General features: G+C 71.6%; 15 protein-coding genes and 1 pseudogene. 8 read left to right on the forward strand and 8 right to left on the reverse strand.

The genetic code is table 11. The features are described from left to right. Positions 1-32: 32 nt before the first annotated feature. On the forward strand, positions 33-2,855 hold the full coding sequence (locus tag WMF45_RS00065) for an ArnT family glycosyltransferase (RefSeq protein ID WP_437714931.1): 2,823 nt from the start codon (positions 33-35) through the stop codon (positions 2,853-2,855). A gap of 333 nt (positions 2,856-3,188) precedes the next feature. Here WMF45_RS00065 and cobA read toward each other — a convergent pair whose 3' ends face one another. Next, positions 3,189-4,793, reverse strand: a complete 1,605-nt coding sequence (gene cobA / locus WMF45_RS00070; protein ID WP_437714932.1) for a uroporphyrinogen-III C-methyltransferase — start codon at positions 4,791-4,793, stop codon at positions 3,189-3,191. A gap of 203 nt (positions 4,794-4,996) precedes the next feature. On the opposite strand from cobA, the gene WMF45_RS00075 reads away from it, so the two are divergent. The 3 genes from WMF45_RS00075 to WMF45_RS00085 all read left to right on the forward strand — a co-directional run bounded on the left by WMF45_RS00075 (position 4,997) and on the right by WMF45_RS00085 (position 7,135). Next, positions 4,997-5,362 carry a DUF4339 domain-containing protein gene (locus tag WMF45_RS00075; protein WP_437714933.1) on the forward strand — a complete coding sequence of 122 codons (366 nt, stop codon included), beginning with the start codon at positions 4,997-4,999 and terminating at the stop codon, positions 5,360-5,362. A 210-nt stretch (positions 5,363-5,572) separates the two neighbouring features. After that, entirely contained in the window at positions 5,573-6,556 is a 984-nt protein-coding gene (hemB, locus tag WMF45_RS00080; RefSeq protein ID WP_437714934.1) for a porphobilinogen synthase, read from the forward strand. A gap of 3 nt (positions 6,557-6,559) precedes the next feature. Further along, positions 6,560-7,135 carry a hypothetical protein gene (locus WMF45_RS00085; RefSeq protein ID WP_437714935.1) on the forward strand — a complete coding sequence of 192 codons (576 nt, stop codon included), beginning with the start codon at positions 6,560-6,562 and terminating at the stop codon, positions 7,133-7,135. Between the two features lie 11 nt (positions 7,136-7,146). Here WMF45_RS00085 and WMF45_RS00090 read toward each other — a convergent pair whose 3' ends face one another. From WMF45_RS00090 to WMF45_RS00100, 3 genes are read right to left on the reverse strand one after another with little or no spacing between them, the layout of a single operon-like run. Next, positions 7,147-9,066, reverse strand: a complete 1,920-nt coding sequence (locus WMF45_RS00090; RefSeq protein WP_437714936.1) for an ABC transporter ATP-binding protein — start codon at positions 9,064-9,066, stop codon at positions 7,147-7,149. A gap of 29 nt (positions 9,067-9,095) precedes the next feature. Continuing rightward, positions 9,096-10,892 carry an ABC transporter ATP-binding protein gene (locus WMF45_RS00095; protein ID WP_437714937.1) on the reverse strand — a complete coding sequence of 599 codons (1,797 nt, stop codon included), beginning with the start codon at positions 10,890-10,892 and terminating at the stop codon, positions 9,096-9,098. A gap of 28 nt (positions 10,893-10,920) precedes the next feature. Further along, entirely contained in the window at positions 10,921-12,342 is a 1,422-nt protein-coding gene (locus tag WMF45_RS00100; RefSeq protein WP_437714938.1) for a hypothetical protein, read from the reverse strand. Positions 12,343-12,710: 368 nt separating this feature from the next. On the opposite strand from WMF45_RS00100, the pseudogene WMF45_RS00105 reads away from it, so the two are divergent. After that, positions 12,711-12,851: pseudogene (locus tag WMF45_RS00105) on the forward strand (zinc-ribbon domain containing protein); the annotation flags it as partial. Positions 12,852-12,995: 144 nt separating this feature from the next. Then, positions 12,996-13,319: a CxxC-x17-CxxC domain-containing protein gene (locus tag WMF45_RS00110; RefSeq protein WP_437719677.1), complete on the forward strand. Its 324-nt coding sequence runs from the start codon at positions 12,996-12,998 to the stop codon at positions 13,317-13,319. 215 nt (positions 13,320-13,534) lie between these two features. Here the strand turns inward: WMF45_RS00110 and WMF45_RS00115 are convergent, their stop codons facing one another. The 3 genes from WMF45_RS00115 to WMF45_RS00125 form a co-directional block, all read right to left on the reverse strand. Beyond that, positions 13,535-15,424, reverse strand: coding sequence for a serine/threonine-protein kinase (locus WMF45_RS00115; protein ID WP_437714939.1), 1,890 nt, complete (start codon positions 15,422-15,424; stop codon positions 13,535-13,537). A 183-nt stretch (positions 15,425-15,607) separates the two neighbouring features. Next, positions 15,608-16,462, reverse strand: coding sequence for an HAD hydrolase family protein (locus WMF45_RS00120; protein WP_437714940.1), 855 nt, complete (start codon positions 16,460-16,462; stop codon positions 15,608-15,610). A gap of 10 nt (positions 16,463-16,472) precedes the next feature. Then, positions 16,473-17,672, reverse strand: a complete 1,200-nt coding sequence (locus tag WMF45_RS00125; protein WP_437714941.1) for a class I SAM-dependent rRNA methyltransferase — start codon at positions 17,670-17,672, stop codon at positions 16,473-16,475. 236 nt (positions 17,673-17,908) lie between these two features. Here WMF45_RS00125 and WMF45_RS00130 point away from each other — a divergent pair, with 236 nt between their 5' ends. Further along, complete coding sequence (locus WMF45_RS00130) at positions 17,909-18,823, forward strand: outer membrane beta-barrel protein (RefSeq protein WP_437714942.1); 915 nt, start codon at positions 17,909-17,911, stop codon at positions 18,821-18,823. Positions 18,824-18,950: 127 nt separating this feature from the next. Next, positions 18,951-20,708, forward strand: a complete 1,758-nt coding sequence (gene lnt / locus WMF45_RS00135) for an apolipoprotein N-acyltransferase (protein ID WP_437714943.1) — start codon at positions 18,951-18,953, stop codon at positions 20,706-20,708. Here lnt and WMF45_RS00140 read toward each other — a convergent pair. Further along, a complete protein-coding gene (locus WMF45_RS00140) occupies positions 20,695-21,003 on the reverse strand; it encodes an HU family DNA-binding protein (RefSeq protein ID WP_272097071.1) in 309 nt (102 codons plus the stop codon). The two genes, lnt and WMF45_RS00140, sit on opposite strands and share 14 nt — an antisense overlap. Positions 21,004-21,014: the final 11 nt, after the last annotated feature.

Here is a 21,014-nt window from a genome sequence, read left to right on the forward strand (position 1 = left end):
GGGCCGCGCCTCGTTCCGCGGTTGGCGCAGCCATGAACGACACACACGACAAACGCAGCGGTGCGCCCGCGGACGCCCGCGACGGGACGGTCGCGGGCGATCTGGAGAGCCCGAGCGCTCCTGAGCCACGCGCGCCTTCCCCTGGCGACGGATCGGCAGAGAGCGACGGCATGGTCGGGATGGTCGGGGCCGCGGCCGACGCCGAGGAGGCTCGGCTCGTGCCGCAGGGCAACCCGCTCCGGTGGCGTGGCGCTGCCGTGTCCGCCGCGGGCGCCCTCCTCACGTTCGTCGTGATGGCGCTCGCGCCTCAGCTGCGCTGGGGTGTCCCGATCGGCGCGCTCGGCGTCGCCATCGCGGCGATCGGCCTGCTCGATCTGCTCGGCACGTTCGACGATCCCCCCGAGCGCGTCGCCACGCGCGTCGGGATCCGCGACCTCCTCGGCCCGCTCGCGCTGCTCGGGGGGGGGCTCGTCGCGCTCTTCGTCCTGATCACGCTGAGCGTCGCGGGCTTCTTCTCGCCGAGCCCCCTCTCGTCGGACGGCGCGCCGACGCTGCTCTCGCTGGCGGTGCCCGCCATCGCCGTCCCTGCCGCGTTTCTCACGGCGGTCATCGGCGCGTTCCGGTTCGGCGAGCGCCTCGGCCCCTGCCGCGTCGACGAGGCGGGAGCTCCGCGCCCCCTCGGCCGGCGGCACGGCTTCTGGCTCGTCGCCGTCGTCACGCTGCTCTACCTCCCCATGCTCGGGAGCCACTCGCTCACCGATCCCTGGGAGACGCACTACGGCGAGGTCGCGCGCGAGATCCTGGCCAGGAACGACTGGATCTCGCTCTGGTGGGCGCAGGACGGCTGGTTCTGGTCGAAGCCGGTGCTCGACTTCTGGATGCAGGCGCTCGCGATGGCCGCGTTCGGCGTCCGCTACCGCGCGGGCGAGATGCTCTCGGCGGCCGCCGAGGGGCGCACCCCGTGGCCCGAGTGGGCCGTCAGGCTCCCCGTCTTCGCGCTGACGCTCATCGCCGTCTATCTCCTCTACAAGGCCGTCTCGCGGATCTTCAGCCGCCGCGCGGGGCTGCTCGCGGGGCTCGTCCTCGCCACGATGCCGCAGTGGTTCCTGGTCTCCCACCAGACCATGACCGACATGCCGTTCGTCGCGACGATGGCCGCGGCGATGGCGCTCCTCCTGCTCGGCATCCACACCGACGACGCGGAGGAGGCGCGCGTCTACGAGGTGGATCTCGGCCCGTTCAAGGTGGGCCTCTCGGCCTATCACCTCGTGCTGGGGGCGATCCTCGCCTGCGCGCTGCCGCAGATCCTCTACCTGCTCTCGCGTCACGTCGAGATCGGCCTTTCGCCCTTCGGCCTCCACTTCCGCGGCGACGTCTTCAGCTCGGGCTCACCGGGCAACTGCGGTCTCCCTGGCAACGAGGCCTGCCGGGCGGTGCTGCCCGTGCTCCCCGGCCTTCAGCCTGCGCTCCAGGCGCTCGTCTGGGTGCAGACGCTCGCGATCATCCTGTACGCCAGCTGGGGCGAGCGGCGCGTCCAGCGGCTCCTCTTCCTCGCGGCGTGGTTCTTCGCTGCCCTGTCCACGATGGCCAAGGGGCCGGCCGGCTTCGGGCTCCCGGTGCTCTGCGCGCTCGGCTACGTCGTCGTCTCTCGCCGGTACCGCGACGTGCTCAAGATGGAGATCCCCGTCGGGCTGCTCGTGCTCGCGTGCGTCGCGTTGCCCTGGTTCGTCGCGATGTACGCGCGGCACGGCCAGCCGTTCACCGACAGGCTCCTGTTCCACGACATGTTCAAGCGCGCCTTCACCCATGTCCACGACACGAACGAGGGCGACGACGTGAGCTTCCGCTATTACGTGTGGCAGCTCGGCTACGCGATGTTCCCGTGGACCGGGCTCGTGCCCGCGTCGCTCGTGTGGTGGCTCAGGCGGCGCGAGGGGGCGGCGCCGGGGGAGCGTGGCTCGGCCGACGTCCGCCAGGGCGACGCCTCGGTGTTCCTGGCGATGTGGTTCCTCTTCGGCTTCGCGCTGTTCTCGTTGATGCTGACGAAGTTCCATCACTACATCCTGCCGGCCGTCCCGCCGGCGGCGATGCTCACGGGGATCCTGCTCGACGACATGCTGCGCCTCGATGGCCGCGCCGGAGGGCTCGCGCTCCGCTCGAACGGCGCCTCCTCACCGGTGCAGTCGGCGCGCTCCGCCGCGGTGGTCAGCTACGAGCGCGCGATGCTCGGCGCCGTCGCGCTCGGCGCTGCGCTCCTCGTGTTCCTCGTCGGGCGCGATCTCGCGATGGTGCGCGAGGGACAGCCGAGCCAGGCCAGGCTGCTGCACCTGTTCACGTACAATTACAAGCGCCCCTGGCCGCAGTCGCTCGACTTCTCCGCGACCCTGTGGGCCTTCACCGCCGCCGCGGCTGCCCTGTGCTTGCTGCTGATGGTCGCGCGCTGGCGCCGCCAGGTCGTCTACGCCCTCCTCTCGCTCGCCGTCGTGTTCACGGCGTGGGGCATCGACGTGTACTTCGTGCGGACGTCGCCTCACTGGGGGCAACGCGAGACGTTGCTCGCCTACGTGCGCGCGAATCAGCAGATCCCGGGGCCGCTCGTCGCTTACCAGCTGAACTGGAAGGGCGAGAACTTCTATGCCGGCAACCGGATGGCGGCCTTCGTATCGAGCGGAAAGAAGTTCCAGGATTACATCAATGAGCAGAAGAAGAAGGGCGTGAAGACCTTCTACTTCGTCACCGAGCACGGACGCACGGGTTCCTTGTCGAACGAGCTCGGCAGCCCTCGCATCTTCGAGAAGCTCACTTCCATCGAGCTCAACAACAAGTTCCTCGTGGTGCGAGCGACGTTCGAGTGAGTCGAACGGCGCCTGAGGGCGCTCATCTTACCACCAGCGCTGTCCGGCTGTGACGCTGTACGCCTGCTCCGGCCCGGGGAATGCCGCTGTCGATGGTCGACGGTCATGCTGAATCAGGAGTGTCCTTGCATCTCTGTCGCCGTGGCGGCGCAGCAGCGCAAGGAGACTCCTGCCAGGACGTCCTAAGTACCTGAATCGACTTGAAGAAGCCGCAGGCACGCGCCCTGCTCTCCCCTGGGATCGAGCGTCGCGGCGGAGACCTTTCCCCCCCAGGTCCGCTGCGACGCTCTCTTTATTTCCGGAGCTGCGCCGGCCGCACATCGTGCGACCAGCTCATTCGCTCTTGGCGTCCCCAGGGGCCGCTTGCAATGCAGTGAAATGTCGATCCAGCGCGTCCAGGAGACCTGCTGTGGTGCTCACCTCGGCGGTCACGCCGATCCGGAGCCCCCGCTTCTCGGCCGTCGCGGTCGTGATCGGCCCGATGCTCGCGAGGAGCACGCGCTCGAGGCGCGCCGCGGCGCCCTCGCCGAGGAGATCGCAGAGGCTGTCGACGGTGCTGCTCGAGGTGAGCAGCACGACGTCGATCGCGCCCGCCGAGAGCGCCCCGAGCAGCTCTTCGCGGCGGCCGGCCGACGCAGGGCGGGTCTCGTAGACAGGCACGACATCGACCTCGCAACCGGCGGCGCGGAGGCGCTCGGGGAGCACCTCGCGGGCGACCAGCGCGCGCGCGAGGAGCACGCGGATTCGAGGGGACGCCGCCCGGCGTCCGGCCAGCGCTGGGTCGGCCAGGATGGCCTCCGCGAGCTCCTCGCCGCGGAATTCCCGCGGGACGATGTCGGCGCGGACGCCGCGCGCGGCGAGCGCGGCGGCGGTCCCGACGCCGATCGCGGCGAGGCGCGCGGGGCCGAAGGCGCGCGCGTCCAGGCCGAGCCGCTCCATCTCCTTGAAGAAGCAGGCCACCCCGTTCTCGCTCGTGAAGACGACGGCGTGGTAACCGGAGAGGCCGCGGACAGCCTCGGTGACGCGCGCGGGGTCGGGGGGCGGGTGGATCTCGATGGTCGGCAGCTCCACCGCCTCGCCGCCGCGGAGGCGCACCAGCCTCGACGTCGAGCGCGCCTGGTGGCGCGGCCGGGTCACGAGCACACGCTTGCCGAAGAGCGGCTTCCGATCGAACCAGCGGAGCGTGTCGCGTAGGCCGGTGACGGCGCCGACGACGATGACCGCTGGGCTCTCGATCCCTGCCTCGTTCACGCGGCGAGGCAGGTCGTCGAGGCGGCTGGAGACGACGCGCTGATCGGCCCGCGTCCCCCACTGGATCGCCGCCGCCGGCGTCGCGGGATCGCGCCGCCCCGGCCCCATCAGCCCCGCGACCACCGCGTCGAGGGCCTGCATGCCCATCAGGACGCAGATGGTCCCGCGGACGGAGGCGAGCTCGCTCCAGTCGAAGGATCTGCCAGCCCGGGTGACGCCGCTGACGATCATCACGCTGGAGGCGATGTGCCGGTGCGTCAGCGAGATGCCGGCGTAGGCCGTCGCGCCGAGTGGAGAGCAGACGCCCGGCACCACCTCGAACGGCACCCCGGCCCGCGCGAGCGCCTCCGCCTCCTCCGAGCCACGCCCGAACAGGAACGGATCGCCGCCCTTCAGGCGAACGACGCTGCGGCCCGCGAGGCCGAGCGCGACGAGCTCCGCGTCGATCTCCGCCTGCTTCGCGTCCTTCACCACCCGATCGCCGCCGCGCTTGCCGACCGAGCGCACGTCGGCGCCCTCCCGCACGCGGTCGAGCAGCGCGGGGTGGACGAGCTCGTCGTGTAGAACGACGTCTGCCGTGGTGAGGAGCTCTGCGCCTCGCAGCGTGAGGAGCCCCGGATCCCCGGGGCCGGCGCCGACCAGGTACACGACGCCTGGCCTGGCCGCGCCCGGCGCTCCGTCGTTCATTGCCCCCGCAGCCGCCGCGCCGGGGCCCTCCTCGGAAGGATCGTTACGCCTCGGAAACACAGTCAAACTCCCGTCATTCTCTCGTTCATGCATGACAGACGTTGATTGTCATAGCGATTCTGCAGTGATGTTGACCCGGTGCGTTATGCGATTAGAATCGCATCCGGTCGATTCAACGTCCGGCGGTTTCTGGAGTCCATTCGATGAGATCTGTGAAACTGGTCGAGGAGCTGCTGAGCTCGGAGCGCGGCTTTCCGGACCGATGGTACGTCACCAACGGGGAGCGCTCGGTCGGGCCGGTCAAGCTCGACCAGCTCGCGCGCGGCATCGAGAGCGGAGTGGTCCCCCTCGATAGCTTCGTCCGCAATGAGGCATGGACCGTGTGGTGCCCGCTGTCCGACATTGCAACGGTCACGGTCGCCGCCACGGCGACGCCTGCGGAGGGCTCGGCAGCGGATGACGACGACGACACGCTTCCGCTGTCGTCCCAGCAGACGCCCCAGCCGATGACGCCGCGCCCCGGCCCGGCGGCGCGCTCGGCCGCGCGCTCTGGAGCGGCCCACCGCTGAGCGATGGCTGCGCGCGCGGGCCGCGCCCGGCGCGGGCTCCGCGCGCGGCGGGGCGAGCGCGGCCGCAAAACGGGAGGTGAAGAGCCGTTCTCATGCTGGCGGTTTCGGGCGAACACTAGCCGATTCGCAGCGCCCAGGCGATCCACGGATCGCGCGCTCCTCTGGACCGGAGCGGCTCACGCGGGCGCAGGGCTGCTATGCTCCGCCGCCGTGTTCCCCACGAAGAGACCGCGCCGGCTCCGTCGCTCGCCCGCCCTCCGCGCCCTGGTGCGCGAGACGACCCTCCATCCGGGAGATTTCATCCTCCCCCTCTTCTTCAACGAGGCGCTCGACGCGCCTCGGCCGGTCGGGACGATGCCGGGGGTCTCGCAGCTGCCCGTGAGCGCCGCGGCAGCGCAGGCGCGGCTCTGCAAGGAGCTCGGCATCGGCGGGACGATCCTGTTCGGGCTCCCGCGCACCAAGGATGCGTCGGGCACGAGCGCTTACGACCCGGACGGGCCCGTGCCGCGCGCCGTGAAGGCGATGAAGGAGGCCGTGCCGGAGCTGCTCGTGATCACCGACGTGTGCGTTGACGAGTACACCGATCACGGCCACTGCGGCCTGCTCCGGCAGGACGCGTCCGGGGCGGTGGACGTCGACAACGACGCGACGCTGGAGGTGCTCGCGCGGGCGGCCGTGGTCCACGCCAAGGCGGGGGCCGACGTGGTCGCGCCGAGCGACATGATGGACGGCCGGGTCGCCGCGATCCGGCGCGCCCTCGACGCCGAGTCGCTCGCGGGGACGGCGATCCTCTCCTACGCCGTGAAGTATGCGTCCGGCTTTTACGGGCCGTTCCGCGAGGCGGCCGACTGCGCGCCCAAGTTCGGCGACCGGGCGGGTTACCAGATGGACCCCGGGAACGCCCGCGAAGGCCTGCGCGAGGCGGCGCTCGACGAGGAAGAGGGGGCCGACATGCTCATGGTCAAGCCCGCGCTCGCGTACCTCGACGTCATCGCGCGCGTGCGCGAGGTGACGACGCTCCCGCTCGGCGCGTACAACGTCAGCGGCGAGTACGCGATGATCAAGGCGGCCGCGGAGCGCGGAATGATCGACGAGAAGCGCGCCGTGATCGAGCTGCTGACGTCGATCCGGCGCGCCGGGGCGGACTTCATCCTCACCTACCACGCGCTCGACGCCGCGCGCTGGCTCGGCTGAGCGATGCGGAGCCAGGGCGCAGGCGGGAACGCCGCGCAGCGCTTGAGATGGGCCGCCGCCTGGGCGGCGGGCGCGCTGGCGGCGTTCGCGGCGGGGTGCTCGCCGAACAGGTGCGACCGGTCCGAGGAAGCGAACCCGCCGATCGAGTTCGTCGAGGCCACACCGGAGGGGGGCATCTACGAGACCTCGGCGCCGGACGGCGAGCTCCTCTACTTCCCGGGCGGCATGCGGTACGCGCTCAAGCATCACCTCGGCGCGCGCCCGCGGTGGTGGCAGGTGTACCTGTCGTTCGAGCGCGACGGCACGAAGAGCGGCGGGACGCTGGCGCAGGCGGCTGGCAACCAGGCCGAGGTGCCCTGCGTGGACGACCAGCACCTGATCGTCGTCAACGGGAGCTGCTCCGAGTACTGGCTGCGGGTGGTCGCCGGAGGCGCGATCGGCGCCGATGACGGCGCGACCGGCGCCGCAGGAGGCGCGGCCGGTGCCGACGGTGATGGGACGGGAGCCGACGGGGACACCGTCGTCGGCAGGTGCTACGGCGCCGACGCCGATCCCGGCGGGGGGAGCGCGGCGCCCTAGGGCCCGCGCTTCTAGGCGTTCGCCGCTGCCTGCCGGGCGAACTGCAGCCGGTACAGCTTGCTGTAGACGCCGCCCGCGGCGAGCAGGTCCTCGTGCGTGCCCTGCTCGACGACGCAGCCCTTGTGGAAGACGACGACGCGATCGACGGCGCGGATCGTCGAGAGGCGGTGCGCGATGATCAACGCGGTGCGCCCCTCCATGGCTCCCTCGAGGGCACGCTGGAGGCGCGCCTCGGTGTCGCTGTCGACGTTGGCCGTGGCCTCGTCCAGGATGAGGAGCGGCGGGTCGCGGTAGAGGGCCCGGGCGAAGGCGATCAGCTGGCGCTCGCCGGCGCTGAAGTTGCTGCCGCGCTCGAGCACGGGGGCGTCGAGCCCGCCTTCGCGCCGCTCGAAGAGGTCGAGGGCGTCGATGCGGTTCAGCGCGTTCACCACCTTGGTCCGATCGGGGATCGCGTCGCCTGCCGCGATGTTGGTGAGCACCGTGCCCGGGAACAGGAACACGTCTTGAGGGACGACGGCGAACTGGCGGCGCAGCTCGTCGCGAGGGTACGCGCTGACGTCGCGGCCGAAGACCCGCACGACGCCCTCATCCACGTCGTAGAGGCGGAGCAGCAGCGACGCCACGGTGCTCTTGCCGGCGCCGGTCGCGCCGACCAGCGCGACCTTCTCGCCGCGCCTCGCCGCGATCGACACGTGCCGCAGCACGGGCGCGCCCGGCTTGTAGCCGAAGCCGACGTTGTCGAGCTCGAACGCGACGCCCTCGTCCGCTGCCCTCGACGTGTCGCCGCCGCTCGTCGCCGCCGCCGTCGCGTCCTCGTCCTTGTTGTCGAGCAGCTCGAAGACGCGCTCCGCGCCGGCCATCGCGGACTGCAGCAGCGTGTACCGAGCCGAGAGATCGCGGATCGGGACGAAGAACATGTCGATGTAGGCGACGAAGGCGAACAAGGTCCCGAACGAGATCTCGTCCTTCAGGCTGTTCACGCCGGCGTACCAGAGCACCGCGGCGATGCAGACGCTCGAGACCATCTCGATGGCGGCGTCGAGCGTCGCGTCGAGCACGATCGAGCGGTTGTTCGCGTTGCGGTACGCCGCGTTGATCTCGTCGAACTCCTCGGCCGAGCGCTCCTCCCTGGCGTAGGCCTGCACGACGGCCATCCCGGACACCTGCTCGTTGAGGTACGCGTTCATCCTGGCCGTCTTCGCCCGCACCTCGCGGAACGCGTCGCGCATCCGCCGCCGCGTCCAGTTGACGCCGAGGGCGACAGGGGGGACCGCCGCGAAGGCGAGCAACGACATGCGCCAGTCGAGCGACACCATCACCGCGACGATGACGGCGAGGCGGAGGAGATCGCCGAACGCGTTGAGCGCGCCGGACGCGAACATCTCGCCGATCGCGTCCACGTCGTTCGTCACGCGCGTGACGAGCCGGCCGACGGGCGTGCGATCGAAGAACCCGAGGCGGCGGGTGTGCAAGAAGCCGAAGACGCGCACGCGCAGGTCGGCCATCGCGCGCGCGCCGGCGAGCTGCATCAGGTAGAGCTGCGGGAAGGCGAGCGACTGCTCCAGGACCATGACGCCCGTGAGCAACAAGCCGCTGCGCGTGAGGTGATCGAGCCCGCCGGGCGTGTCGAAGGCGTCGAGCGCGTCGCGCATGATGAGCGGGCGCAGCAGCGCCAGCAGCGCCGTGACGACGAGCAGCGCGAGCGACAGCGCGAGGTGCGTGCCCTGCGGGCGCACGAACGGCCACAGCCTCAGCAGCATGCGCGCGTCGTACGCCTCGCCGAGCCGTGACTCCTCGTGGAACCGGCTCAGCACGTCCTCCGTGCGGCTCGCCTTCGTCGCCCCGCGGCCCTTGGCCGCCGCCTGCGCCGGCCGCAGCGGGCCCGCGTCCGCCTCGCCCGCGGCCGAGGCGCCGCCCGATTTCGACCGCATCGTCGCGCTGTCTCCGTGAGCCGGCTGTGTCACGAGAGCCCCACCGGTTGCGAGGACGGCGACGCCTCGAAGGTCGCGAGATCCTCTTCGAGCTGCTGCTCCTCCGCGAACGACGCGTAGATCCCGCCCGCGCGGACGAGCTCGTCGTGCGTGCCGCGCTCGGCGACCCGACCCTGCTCCAGCACGACGATCGCGTCGCACCTCCGCGCGGCCGCGACCCTGTGCGTGATCAGGATGACGGTCCGTCGCGCGGCTTGCCGCTCGATCGCCGCGAGGATGGCCTGCTCGGTCTTCGCGTCGACGGCGGAGAGCGGATCGTCGAGGACGAGGACGTTCGGCTCGCGCACGAGCGCGCGCGCGAGCGCGACGCGCTGGCGCTGTCCGCCGGACAGCTGCACGCCACGCTCCCCGACCACGGTATCGAAGCCGTCAGGGAGCGAGAGCACCTCGTTCAGCACCTCGGCCTCGGCGGCGGCCGCGCGGATCGTCTCGAACGCGGCCGGCGAGTCCGGATCGTCGAGGGAGTAGCCGATGTTGCGGGCCACGGTCGTCGAGAAGAGGAACGCATCCTGCTGCGCGTAGCCGATGCTCGCGCGCACGGTGTCGAGCGGCAGGTCGCAGATGTCGACGCCGTCCAGGAGCACAGAGCCGCGGGGCGTGGGCATGAGCCTGGCGAGCAGCGTCGCGATGGTGCTCTTGCCCGAGCCGGTGCGCCCGACGATGGCGAGCGAGCTGCCCGCTTCGACCTCGAAGCTCACGCCGTCGACCACCTTCCTCGCGCCGTGGGAGAACGTCAGGTCCTTGACGGAGATGGCGCCGCGGACGACCTCGGGGGAGGGCATCGGGCCGCTCACGACCTCGGGGATGGCCTCGAAGATCGCCTTGAGCCGGTCGTAGCCGGCGCGACCGCGCTGGACGATGGCGGCGACGAAGCCGAGCGCGAGCATCGGCCAGGTGAGCCGCAAGAGCGCCAGCCAGAAGGAGACGAAGTCTCCCCGGGTCATCTGCTGCTCCAGCACGAGCCGCCCGCCGTACCAGAAGACGATGAGCACGCCGACGGAGCTGATGGCGCCCATGAGCGGCGCCATGGATCCGCGCAGCTTGGCGAGCGCGAGGCTCTTCTCGAGGTAGCCCTGGTTCGTGCTCGTGAACGCGGCCATCTCGGACGCCTCGAGCGCGAACGAGCGGACGACCCTGACCCCGGCGAGGCTCGCGAGGACGCGGTCGCTCATGGCGCCGATCGCCTCCTGGTTGTCGCGGGTGCGGACGAAGAGCTTGGTCGAGAACGACCGGGTGACGAGCATCAGCGCGGGCATCGTCAGCAGCGCCGCGAGCGTGAGCCTCTTCGAGATGTGGAGCATCACGTACAGGGCGCTCGTGAACGCGAAGATCGAGCCCACGACGTTCAGCAGGCCGAAGCCGAGGAGGAGGCGGACCTGCGTCAGATCGTTCGTCGCCCGGCTCATGATGTCGCCGGTCGGCATCTTGCGGAAGAACGCCGGCCCGAGCTTGTGCAGGCGCGCGAGCAGGATCGCCCGGAGCTCGTACTCGACGTTGCGGCCCGCCGTGAAGATGGTGACCCGCGAGAACACGCGCATGATCGCGGCGCCCACGCTGACCGCGAGCATGAGGAGCGCCGCATGCGCGGCCTCGCTCGACTGCGCCTTCACGGCGGCGTCGACGGCGTCCTTGACCAGGAAGTCTCGCCTGGCCATGAGGAACTGCTGCGCGGCGAGCAGCGCCGCGCCCGTCAGGTAGAGCGGAAGCTTGTGGCGGAACTGCCCGCCGAGACTGACGGGGTAGGTTGAGGGATCGCGCTTGACCATTGCGTGGGGGGGGGCCGCGCGGCGACGCTCAGCGCGCCTTGCGCGGCGTCGGCGCGAGCGGCTTGCGGTGCGACGTCGAGAGCGCGGGCCGATCTTTCCCATCGACCACGAGCTCGAGATCGTCGAGCTCGAGCCTCGTCGAGAGCAGGCCGAGCAGGACGCGCGCGCCTCCGCGCCCATCGAGCTCGCTCACCACGCCGATCTTGTCGCCGAAGGGGCCTCGTCGCACGCGGACGCGGCTGCCCTTCTCCAGCACGCCGCCCTTGGCGGGATCCGGCGCGACCTTCGCGGCAGCTTCTGGCTCGCCGGACGGACCACGCTGCGCTCGCGGCGCGTGATCGGCCGAGGGCTTCTGCGGAGCCTCGGCCTTCGCTTGCTGCTCCGCTTCGCCGTGCGGCGCTCGCCGGGCCGGGGCGCTGCCCTCTCCGACCCGCTTCAGCGAGGGCCGCGGCTCTCCGCCGCGGCCAGCGCCGGCGCCGGCGTTGCTCGGCGACTTGAACAGCGTCGCCAGGGTCGGTCGGCGGGCGGGCAGGGCGGCCTCGACCCGCTCATCGCCGCGCGCTCGAGCCTGCTCCATCGAGCGCTCTCGCGCTCGGGCCTGCTCGGAGCGCCATCGCTCGTTCTCGGCCTCGATCTCGGCGTGGGCGCGCGCCCGCTCCTGCTCGATGCCCTCGAGCTTGCGGTCGAGCGCGATGCGGTCGTTCTCGCGCGACCACGCGACGAGCCGGTAGATCGGGGCCAGCGCGACGAGCGCGTCCTCGAGCTGCTCATCCAGGATGTCGGCGTGCTCGACCGCCGTCTCGCGCGGGACCGCCCAGCCGATCCAGAGCGGCACCTGACCGTCGGCGGCGCGGCGGAGCATCTCGGCGATCGCGTCCGAGGTGGCCGCGCTGCAGGCCACGCGATCGCCGCCGGCGGCGCCGAACGAGAACTGCTCCGGGAGCGCGTGGAGCGCGCTCGTGAGCTCGGCGGAGAGCGGCGAGGCCGGCGCGGCCGTCGCCTCCTCCGTCGCAGAGAGGCGAGCCCGGAGGTTGTCGACGTCCACCTTCGCGTCCGGGTGGACCGCGAAGCACACCTGCACCTCGCTCTCCGAGAGGCGCAGCGCGAGGAAGGCGTGCCGCGTGAAGGGGCTCGGATCGTCGATCGCGTCGGAGATCGAGCGGCCGCGGTCGAGGAGGCGATCGAGCTCGTCGCGCGCCGCCTGATCGCGCCAGAAGAAGACCCACTGGCAGTCGGCCCGGTGCTTGTTGCGGATCGACGGGTGCTCGTCCGAGCCATGGACATCGACCGAGATGCCGAGCTCGGCCAGCCGGGAGACGACGCCGCGCGCCCAGGCGAGCGCGCGCTGCTTCACCTCGAGGCGGGGGCGTGAGTAGGCCTTCGAGGTCGCTTTTTCGGCGGCGTACGCGTCGAAGTCACGAGCGGTGAGGTGCAGGGAGGGATGGCTCATTGCTTCGACTGGTTGCGATGCGCGGCGTGGGCGGATGCTGCTCGTGGTCCGTCACGGAAGGAGCTGTGCTCCTCGTGAAAGTCGCGCGGATGGTATCGTGAGGAGCTTCGAAATCAAAGCTCCGCGCCGCGCGATCGATCCTGGCGTTGCGTGGAGGCGGCACGCTTGACCGCCCTGACAAGCATGTCACCGTAGGCACTCCCGTGCCCCATCAAGAGGGCGATCCCACCGATATCACGTAGAACCCCGCGTAAATCGCGCTTCTCCAGCGCAGCGGGGCAGCTCCCGGGCGCTCCAGTCACCCGAGTCATCCGAGTCACCCGAGCCCGTGAGCCTGCGAGGCCCGTCGGCCTGACGAAAGAGGAATCATGGAACAGCATCGAGACGAGCACATTGTCTGCGCGAGCTGCGGCACGTCGTTCCTATTCTCGGCTGCGGAAGCTGCCGTCTACGCCGAACGGAAGCTCGCGGCGCCGCCCAAGCGGTGCCGGACCTGCCGCCGTGCGCGCAAGGACAATCGAGGGGAGAGCGAGAGCGGATCGCCGGCTCGCGCTGCGGAGCGCCAGCGCCCTGGCCCGCCTCGGGGCGCCGGGGGGCATCGCGGCCTGGCGCGCGGCGACGGCCAGCCTCGGAAGCCCCGCTACACGGGTGACGTGAACGAGTACCGCAGCCCGATGCAGGACGCGTACTCGGGGCTGACGCCCGCGTGGGCGGTGCAGAGCCACTACCCGAACCGCCCGCGCGGCGGCGCGCCCTTCCGAGATGACGGCAACTACCGCGCCCCCTCGTTCGCCGGTGACCGCCGCGCTGCCGCGCCGAGCCGCGCTCCGGCGCAGCAGCCTCGCGCGCCGCGCACTCGTCCGACGTTCTCGATCACCTGCAAGTCCTGCGGCTCCGAGGGCGAGGTCCCGTTCAAGCCGGTCGAGGGCCGCGACGTGTTCTGTCAGGCGTGCTACCGCGCGCGCAAGCCTTCCTGAGAGACGCCTCCAGCGACGCGCAGCCATCGCGCTGCGGCACACCCCCGAGCCCCGGTCGCTCCTCGTGCGGCCGGCGCGGCGCGGCCGCGAAGCGCACGCCGGGGTGCGGAGCGAGGCGGAGCCCCGAGGAAACAAGGCCAGTGCCGCCGGCGTGAAGCCGCCGCGAAGCGGCGCCGAAGTCCGGCGATCTCTGGCCGGACTTCGGACGGGCGGAACTAGAGGCTGATCTCGCAGGCGAGCTCGGACGTGAACCCGAGCTCGCCGAGCGTGATCGTGACCTTCACGCCGCCGCCGGACGCGCGGCGCGCTGTCTCCTCGACCATCCCCACGACCCACAGCCGGAGCGGCAGCGAAGCCGGGTCGAAGTCGCCGATGTGGAGCGTGACCCGCCCGGTCGGGCCCGTCGCCACGCGCCACGAGCCGAACGTGAAGAGCCTCGACCAGATCGATGTCCCGCGGCGCATGAGCGACGCGATGTCGGTCAGCGGTCGGGCGAACAGCGTGCGCACGAGGCTGTGCAGCTCGCCGCCCACGCCGAGCCTGCCGATGTCGCGCCAGCGCTCGAGATCGCGCAGGACCAGCGATGTCGCGAGCTCCATGTACGCGTCGAGCGCCTCGAGCTCGTACCCGACGAGCGCGTTGATCGAGTCGTGCTTGAAGTCGTCGGCGTAGCGGAGCGGCATCTGCGAGACGACCTCGTCGCGCGCGCTCCTCCCGTACTCATCCACGATGGTGCGATCGACGCTGCGCAACACGGGGCCGCGCACCTGGTACTGCCCGGCGAAGCGCGCCGGCAGCGGCCGGACCGGGGTGACGTTGGGCCGCCGCGTGTCGCGTGTCCGGTTCATCAGGGAACCGAAGTCCGCGCTGCGGACGGTCGGCTCGGCCCGATGCCCGAGGTCGGCGCTGCGCACCGTGGGCAGCGACTCGCCGCGCTGCGAGAGCATCGTGGGCTCCGAGCCGCGGCTCCGCAGCGCGTTCGAGAGCGTCATGCCGGGCGCGGGCTTCGCTGGCTCCGAGGACGACGGCCGCATCCCGGGGGGCGCCTCGGTGACGCGCCCCGCCGGCACGATCGACGGCGAGATGCGCATCGGCGGCGGGGGGTTCACGTCGAACCCCGGGCGCGATCGATCGCGCGAGGACGAGAGGCGATCGCGCTCGTTCTCCGGAGCGTTCCCCAGGCTCAGCGCCATCCTCCGCTGCACGTTGATCAGCCTGCCGAGCGCCGTCGTCCGCCGGGGCGGATCAGGCGCGACGCGCTCGAGCTCGCGGACGACGTCGCCGGCCGTCTGGAACCGCTTCGCGGGATCCTTTTGCAAGAGCCGCTGCACGATCGCCTCGAGCCGCGGGTCGACGGTCACGCCCGCCGAGGCGAGCGTGGGCACCTCGGCGTGCACGACGCGGAACGCGGTCGCCACGGCGGTCGGCGCGCGGAACGGCCGCGTGCCCGTGAGCACCTCGTAGAGCAGCACGCCCACCGAGAAGAGATCGCTCCGACCGTCGAGCGGCGACTCCCCCGTGGCCTGCTCGGGCGACAGATAGTCGGGCGTCCCGAACACGACGCCCGTGCGCGTCCGCGGCGAGGGGCCATCGGAGTCGAGCACCTTGGCGATGCCGAAGTCGAGCAGGCGGACGACGGCCGAGCCGCGGCTCGGATCGAAGGCGATGAAGATGTTCTCGGGCTTGAGATCGCGGTGGATGATCCCCGCGCGGTGCGCGGCGTCGAGCGCCTCGAGCACCGGGATCGCGACGCCGACGGCGGCCTCCATGTCGAGGCGACCGAAGCGCGCGAGCGCCATGCCGAGCGACTCGCCGTCGAGGTGCTCCATCACGATGTACGGACCGAGCTCGCCGACGCCGGCGTCGATCACGTCGACGATGTTCGGGTGGCGGATCCGGTTGACCGCCTGCGCTTCCTGGAAGAACCGGTGCGAGAGCTCCGAGTTGTCCGCCAGCTCTGGGTGGAGGAATTTGATCGCAACGGCGCGACCTGCGAGCACGTGCTCCGCCCGGAACACGTCGCCCATGCCGCCCCCGCCGATGCGCTCCGCGAGGCGGTACTTGTTGTCGACGAGGAGGCCGGGGGTCGGGGGTCGAAACGCCATCTGCTGCCGCTGGCGGGCGAGGGACCAACGTCATGGTCCCCGAGAACACGCGCCCCTGTAAAGGGTTGGGAGGCACGGCCCTCCCGAAAGACCGATCCTATTCCTTCGGTGCCTGCCGCGGCTAGGTTACCTGCGTCAGGTGTGGGGCGGATCGCAGCGCGAAGTGACTTGCGCGCGGCAAGATCACGGTTCGGGTGCATTCTTCCGCAGTTCGGCGATCTGCTGGGCGATCTCGGCGAACCCGCGGCCCATGGGAAGGGATGCCACGAACTGCGGCGGCACGGACAGCTTGCCGAGGTGGGCGCGGACGTTGGCCACCCCGAAGGTCAGCACAAATGCGGCGAAGGCGACGCCGTCGTTGCCGCTGTCGCCGACGAACGCGTAGCGGTGCCGCGCCCGGGTGGGATCCTCGCCGAACCGAGCGGAGAGCAGGCGCACAATCCCCGTGGCCTTGTCGGACGGGTCGCGCGTGAGGTGGAGGTGGACGCTCGATAGCAGCGTCCTCACCCCCCGCTCGCGCAGCTCGGCGCGCATCTTCTGCACGTCTTCCGGGGGGACATGCCGGTGCTCCCCGATATCGATGGTGACGTCGGTCACCCTCTGGTCGTTGTCGTCCGCGAGCGCCGCCGCCGGAAAACGACGCACCATGTCATTGGCGAGCCCGATGAGCTCGGCCCGGCGGGCTTGACGCGCCTCGCGGTCCAGGTCGTCGAGCGTGACGACGCGGCTCGCGCCGGCGCGCGGGGCGTGCCCTTCTCGATGGCCGGCGACGTCGCTTTCGTGCTCGCGGACCAGCGCGACGGCTCCGTTTTCGACGATCGTCGCGTCGATCGGCCACTGCCGCTGGAGCACCTGGCCCCAGCCGGCGGGCCTGCCGGTGCAGGCGATCAGCGCGAGCCCCGTCTCGCGTAGACGGAAGAGCGCTGCGTACGCCGCCTCGGTGAGGGCGCCGTGATCCAGCACGGTGTCGTCGAGATCGAAGATCACCCCGGCGAGGGCGCGCGCGGCGTGGCGAGGGAGGAGGGAGAGCGGCTTCATCGGGCGATCGTCAGAGCGCGTCGATGCGCGCGATGAGGCTCTTCAGGTAGAGCCCCTCGGGGAAGGCGGCGGGGACGGGGTGATCCCCTCCCTGGAAGTGCCGGTCGAACACCGCAGCCTGCATGCGCGCGTCGCGCGCGCCGAGCGCGAGCACCCGGGTCAGATCGTCGAGGCTCACGGCGCTGGAGCAGGAGCAGAGCACGAGGACGCCGCCCGGGCGCGTGGCCCGGCACGCCCCGGTCGCGAGGCGCCGGTACGCCGTGAGCGCGGTGTCCTTGGTGGCGCGCGTGCCTGCGAGCTTCGGAGGGTCGCAGATGACGAGATCGTAGCCCGCCTGCCTCGACGCGTTCTGCAGCGCCTTGCGGGCGTCGTCGCGCGTGAACTTGATCCGGTCGAGGAGCCCGTTCTCCCGCGCGCACTCCGCCCCGACCTCGATCGCCGTCGCGCTCTCGTCGATCGCGAGGACCTCGCTCGCCCCGCCGCGGGCCGCCGCCATGGCGAACGTGCCGACGAAGCAGAAGGCATCGAGCACGCGCCGGTTGTGGGCGAGCTGCTCGACGCGTGTCCGCAGCGTCCGCTGGTCCAGGTAGAACCCGGTCTTGTGGCCGAGCGCGAGCGGGATCGTGTACCGCAGCCCCCGCTCGACGAACCGGAGCTGATCGAGCGCGGGATCGCCGCGCACCACGCCCGCGTCGACGGTGAACCCCTCGAGCTTCGCGAGGGATTCCGGGGTCCTGTCCACGATCGCGCGGGGCGAGAGCGCCGCCTGGAGGGCGTCGAAGATCACCCCTTCGCGGCGCTTGATCCCGATCGTCCCGAGCTGCACGACCACCACGTCGCCGAACAGATCGACGATGAGCCCGGGCAGGCCGTCCCCCTCCGCGTGGATCAGCCGGAAGGCGTCGGTCTCATGGCCAGGCGCCCGCGCGGGCAGGCCGAGCTCGCGGCGGTGCGCGATGGCGCGCTCGATCCGGTGCCGGAACAGGGCCGCGTCGATCGGCCTGTCCTCGCGCGTGTACATGCGCACCGGGATGGCCGAGCGCGGGGTGTAGAGCCCGCGCCCGAGCACGCTGCCGTAGGGGTCGGTGACGACGACCTCGTCCCCGGCCACCGCGCCGCCCTCGATGCGCGCGATCGCCTGAGCGAACACCCAGGGATGCCCCGACCACACCGGCCGAACATGACCCTGCTTCAACGTAACCGTAGGCATGGTGGAATCCGATTGGTCTCGATGTTGGCAGGGCTCCCGACGGGGGCGACCGCGCCGTGACCTTTGCCGTGGGAGCTAGTACCCTGCGGAACGGCGCGCGTGTGAACCTTCCGCCACAGCGTGCCGTGGCGGCCGATGCACGCCGGCGTGCTGCGTGGCCATGGTGACGACGATCCCGCAAGATGGTCGATGGCATCCCGGTTGCTAACTTCCCTGCACCGAAGAGGAGTCGCCCGATGCGCCGTTGCTTGACCCATGCCCTTGTTGCGGTGGCGATGACCGCGCCGATGAGCGCGTTCGCGCAGGAGGACAGCAACTGTCCTCCCGGCGCGTGGTTCTGCGAGGAAGTGGAGCCGCCTCGCGATCCCGTCGCAGAACCGCCGCCCGCCGCTCCTGCCGAGGCCGCGCCTGACGAGGCGCCGCCGCCCCCGCCGCCGGCCAGGGGGGCCGCCCGCCGGGCCCCGCCGGTCGTCGTCTACGAGACCTCGCCGTCGGGCCCGCCTCCTCAGGTGATCGTCGTGGCGCCTGGGGCGGCCCCTCCGCCGCGCGTGATCGTGCGCCGCGTGGCGCCCCCGGCGCCGCCCCCGCCGGTGAAGCGGCGTTGGCGGCGCCACTGGGGGATCAACCTCCGCATGGAGGGCGTCATGTTGGGGCGCGAGCACGGCGGAGCGGAGGACGCTGGCATGGGAGGCGTCGGGATCAGCCTGCGCTACCGGCCTGTCCCGGCGTTCGCGCTCGATGCAGGCGCCGACTTCCTCGCGGGCACGGACTACAACGGCGACCAGCGGACCGAGGTGCCGCTCTCGCTGACCGGGATGCTGTTCGTCAACCCGCGCAGCCGCACCCAGTTCTACTTCATGGGTGGCCTGAACATCGCGCACGCCGAGGTCGATCGCTCCTCGAGCGAGGCCGCGGCCGGCGGCACCGAGTTCGCTCCGGACACGGAGTACGACTATTTCGGCGCGCACGGCGGCATCGGCCTCGAGTTCCGGCTTTCCCCCCGCATCGCCCTGAACGTCGACGCGCTCGGCTTCGTGCGCAGCCGCACGGACGATGGGCTCGTTCCCGAGTTCACGGATCCCGACACCGGCCGGACGACCAACACGTCGGGCGGGGGGCTCTTCCGCGGCGGGCTCAGTATTTACTGGTGAGCGGCTCGTCATAGCCTCCCGTCCACCCTGACCGCGGTGTTCGCGTCCGTTCTGCTCTCGACCAGGCGGTCGCGGTCCGGACCGTCTCCACGCGGTATAACGCCGCATCGTGCCTCAGGCCTCGATCATGCGCGCGCTCCGTGGCCGCGCCCCGCTGTTGCTCTCCCTCGCTGGCGGCGCGACGTTCGCCCTCACGGCGCCGCCGACGGATCTGATCCCCGCCGTCATCGTTGGCCTCGCTCTGCTGGCGGCCGCCGTCCACGACGCCCCGACGATCTGGCGCGCCTTCGGGCGCGGCGCTCTCTGGGGAACGGCGGCGGGCGTCGTGGGCCTGCGCTTCGTGCCGGAGGTCATCCAGCGGTTCACGCCGCTCGGCTCGGCTGCCTCGTACCTCGCGCTGGTGCTGCTCGCGGCCGCCCAGTCGCTGGTCTGGGCGATCTGCGGCGGCATCACGAGCGCGCTCCTCCGGCGGCTGCGCGCTCCCCTCGAGCTCGCCTTTGCGACCGGCGTGTTCGCCGCCGTGGCCATCCCGACCGTCTTCGGCTGGACTCCTGCGGGTCTCATGAGCCCCTGGCCGGCGCTCGTGCAGCTCGCCGATCTCATCGGCGAGCGGGGCGTCTCCGTGCTGTTCGCCGTCGGCGCGGCCTTGCTCACCCGCGCTGGCCTGGCCGCCTCGGGGAAGGCGCCGGGCGGGCGGCCCCTCGAGCGCGCGCCCGCGCAGGAACCGCGGCCCACCCGCCTTCGGTTGTCCCGCGCGATCCTCTACCCGGCGCTCTCGAGCGTCGCGCTGTTCGGGCTGCTCGCGGTTCATGGCGCGCTGCGGATGGCCGCGGTCGAGCGCGCCAGCGCCGGCCTGCCGACCGCGCGCGTCGCGCTCGTCAACCAGGCGGTCGGGCCTCACGAGCGCTGGCAGGCGAAGAACCACCCGCGGATCCTGCGAACCCTGCACGAGCTCACCCGGGAGGCCGAGGCCGGCGGCGCAGAGCTCACCCTCTGGCCCGAGGCGGCGTACCCTTACCCCCTCTCGCACAGCGCCCGGCAGGCGCCGCGCGGCGGTCGAGCGATCCTGGGGCCCGGCATCCGTGGCCCGATCCTCGCGGGGCTCATCACCCAGGCGCCGCCCGTGAAGGCCGCCGACGGCGTCGAGGAACGGAACAGCTACAACTCCGCGACCCTCGTGCTCCCCGATGGGAGCATGCAGCCGACGCAGGACAAGCTGCAGCTGCTCTGGTTCGGCGAGACGGTCCCGGGCGGCGCTTACCTGCCCTGGCTGCGGCGCATCTTCCAGAAGAGCGGCGGGCTCGTCCCGGGCGCTGAGCCACGCGCCCTCACGTTGCCCCGAGAGCACGGGCCCGCGCTCCGGATCGGGGTGCTCAACTGTTACGAGGACACGCTCACCGGGGTGGGGCGGCGGATCACCGGGGCGCTCGCCCCGAACCTCCTCGTCAACATCACGAACGACGCCTGGTTCACCGGGAGCGCCGAGCCCGAGCTGCACGCGAGGCTCGCGGTCATGCGCGCCATCGAGCTGCGCCGTGATCTCGTGCGGGCGGTGAACCTCGGCGTCGTGTCATGGATCGACGCCCGAGGCGTGGTGCGCAGCCGCGATGAGAGCGCTGCGCCGGGGGTGACCTTCGCGACCCCCTCGGCCAGGGAAACGCCGCTGACGCTCTACACTCGTCTGGGCGACGCCCCGATGGCGTTGCTGCTCGCCTTCGCGAGCGTCGCTTTCGCGCTCCGGGCGCGACGCTCCACAGCGAAGGCCCCGCGGCAAGCCCGGGGCGTCAGCTCGGGGGCACGACCGCCTGCGGGGCCCCCGGAGCTCGCGCCGCCCGATGCGGCGACGCAAGCTGCGGCCACGGACGCGCCGCTCAGCCGTCCTTGAGCGCCTTGACGGGCGCCGCGCGGAGCTTGCGGCTCGCCGGCTTTCCCTTGATGGTCATCGGCTGCTTCGTGAACGGATTGACGCCTTCCCGGTCCTGCGTGGCCGGGATCTCCTTCGCCTTGATCTTCACGAGGCCCGGAACCGTGACCTCGCCCGGCCCCTCCGGACCGAGCTCTTTCTTCACCAGCTCGCCGAGCGCATCGAGCACGCTGGCCACGGACTTCTTGTCGAGGTGGGTGGCCTCGGCAAGACCGACGATCATCTGCGCCTTGGTCAGCTTGTTCGAACCGGGCATGTCTCCTCCAA

The sequence above is a fragment of the Sorangium sp. So ce448 genome (genome assembly GCF_051520915.1).
In the GTDB taxonomy this organism is placed as follows: Bacteria; Myxococcota_A; Polyangia; order Polyangiales; family Polyangiaceae; genus Sorangium; species Sorangium cellulosum_B.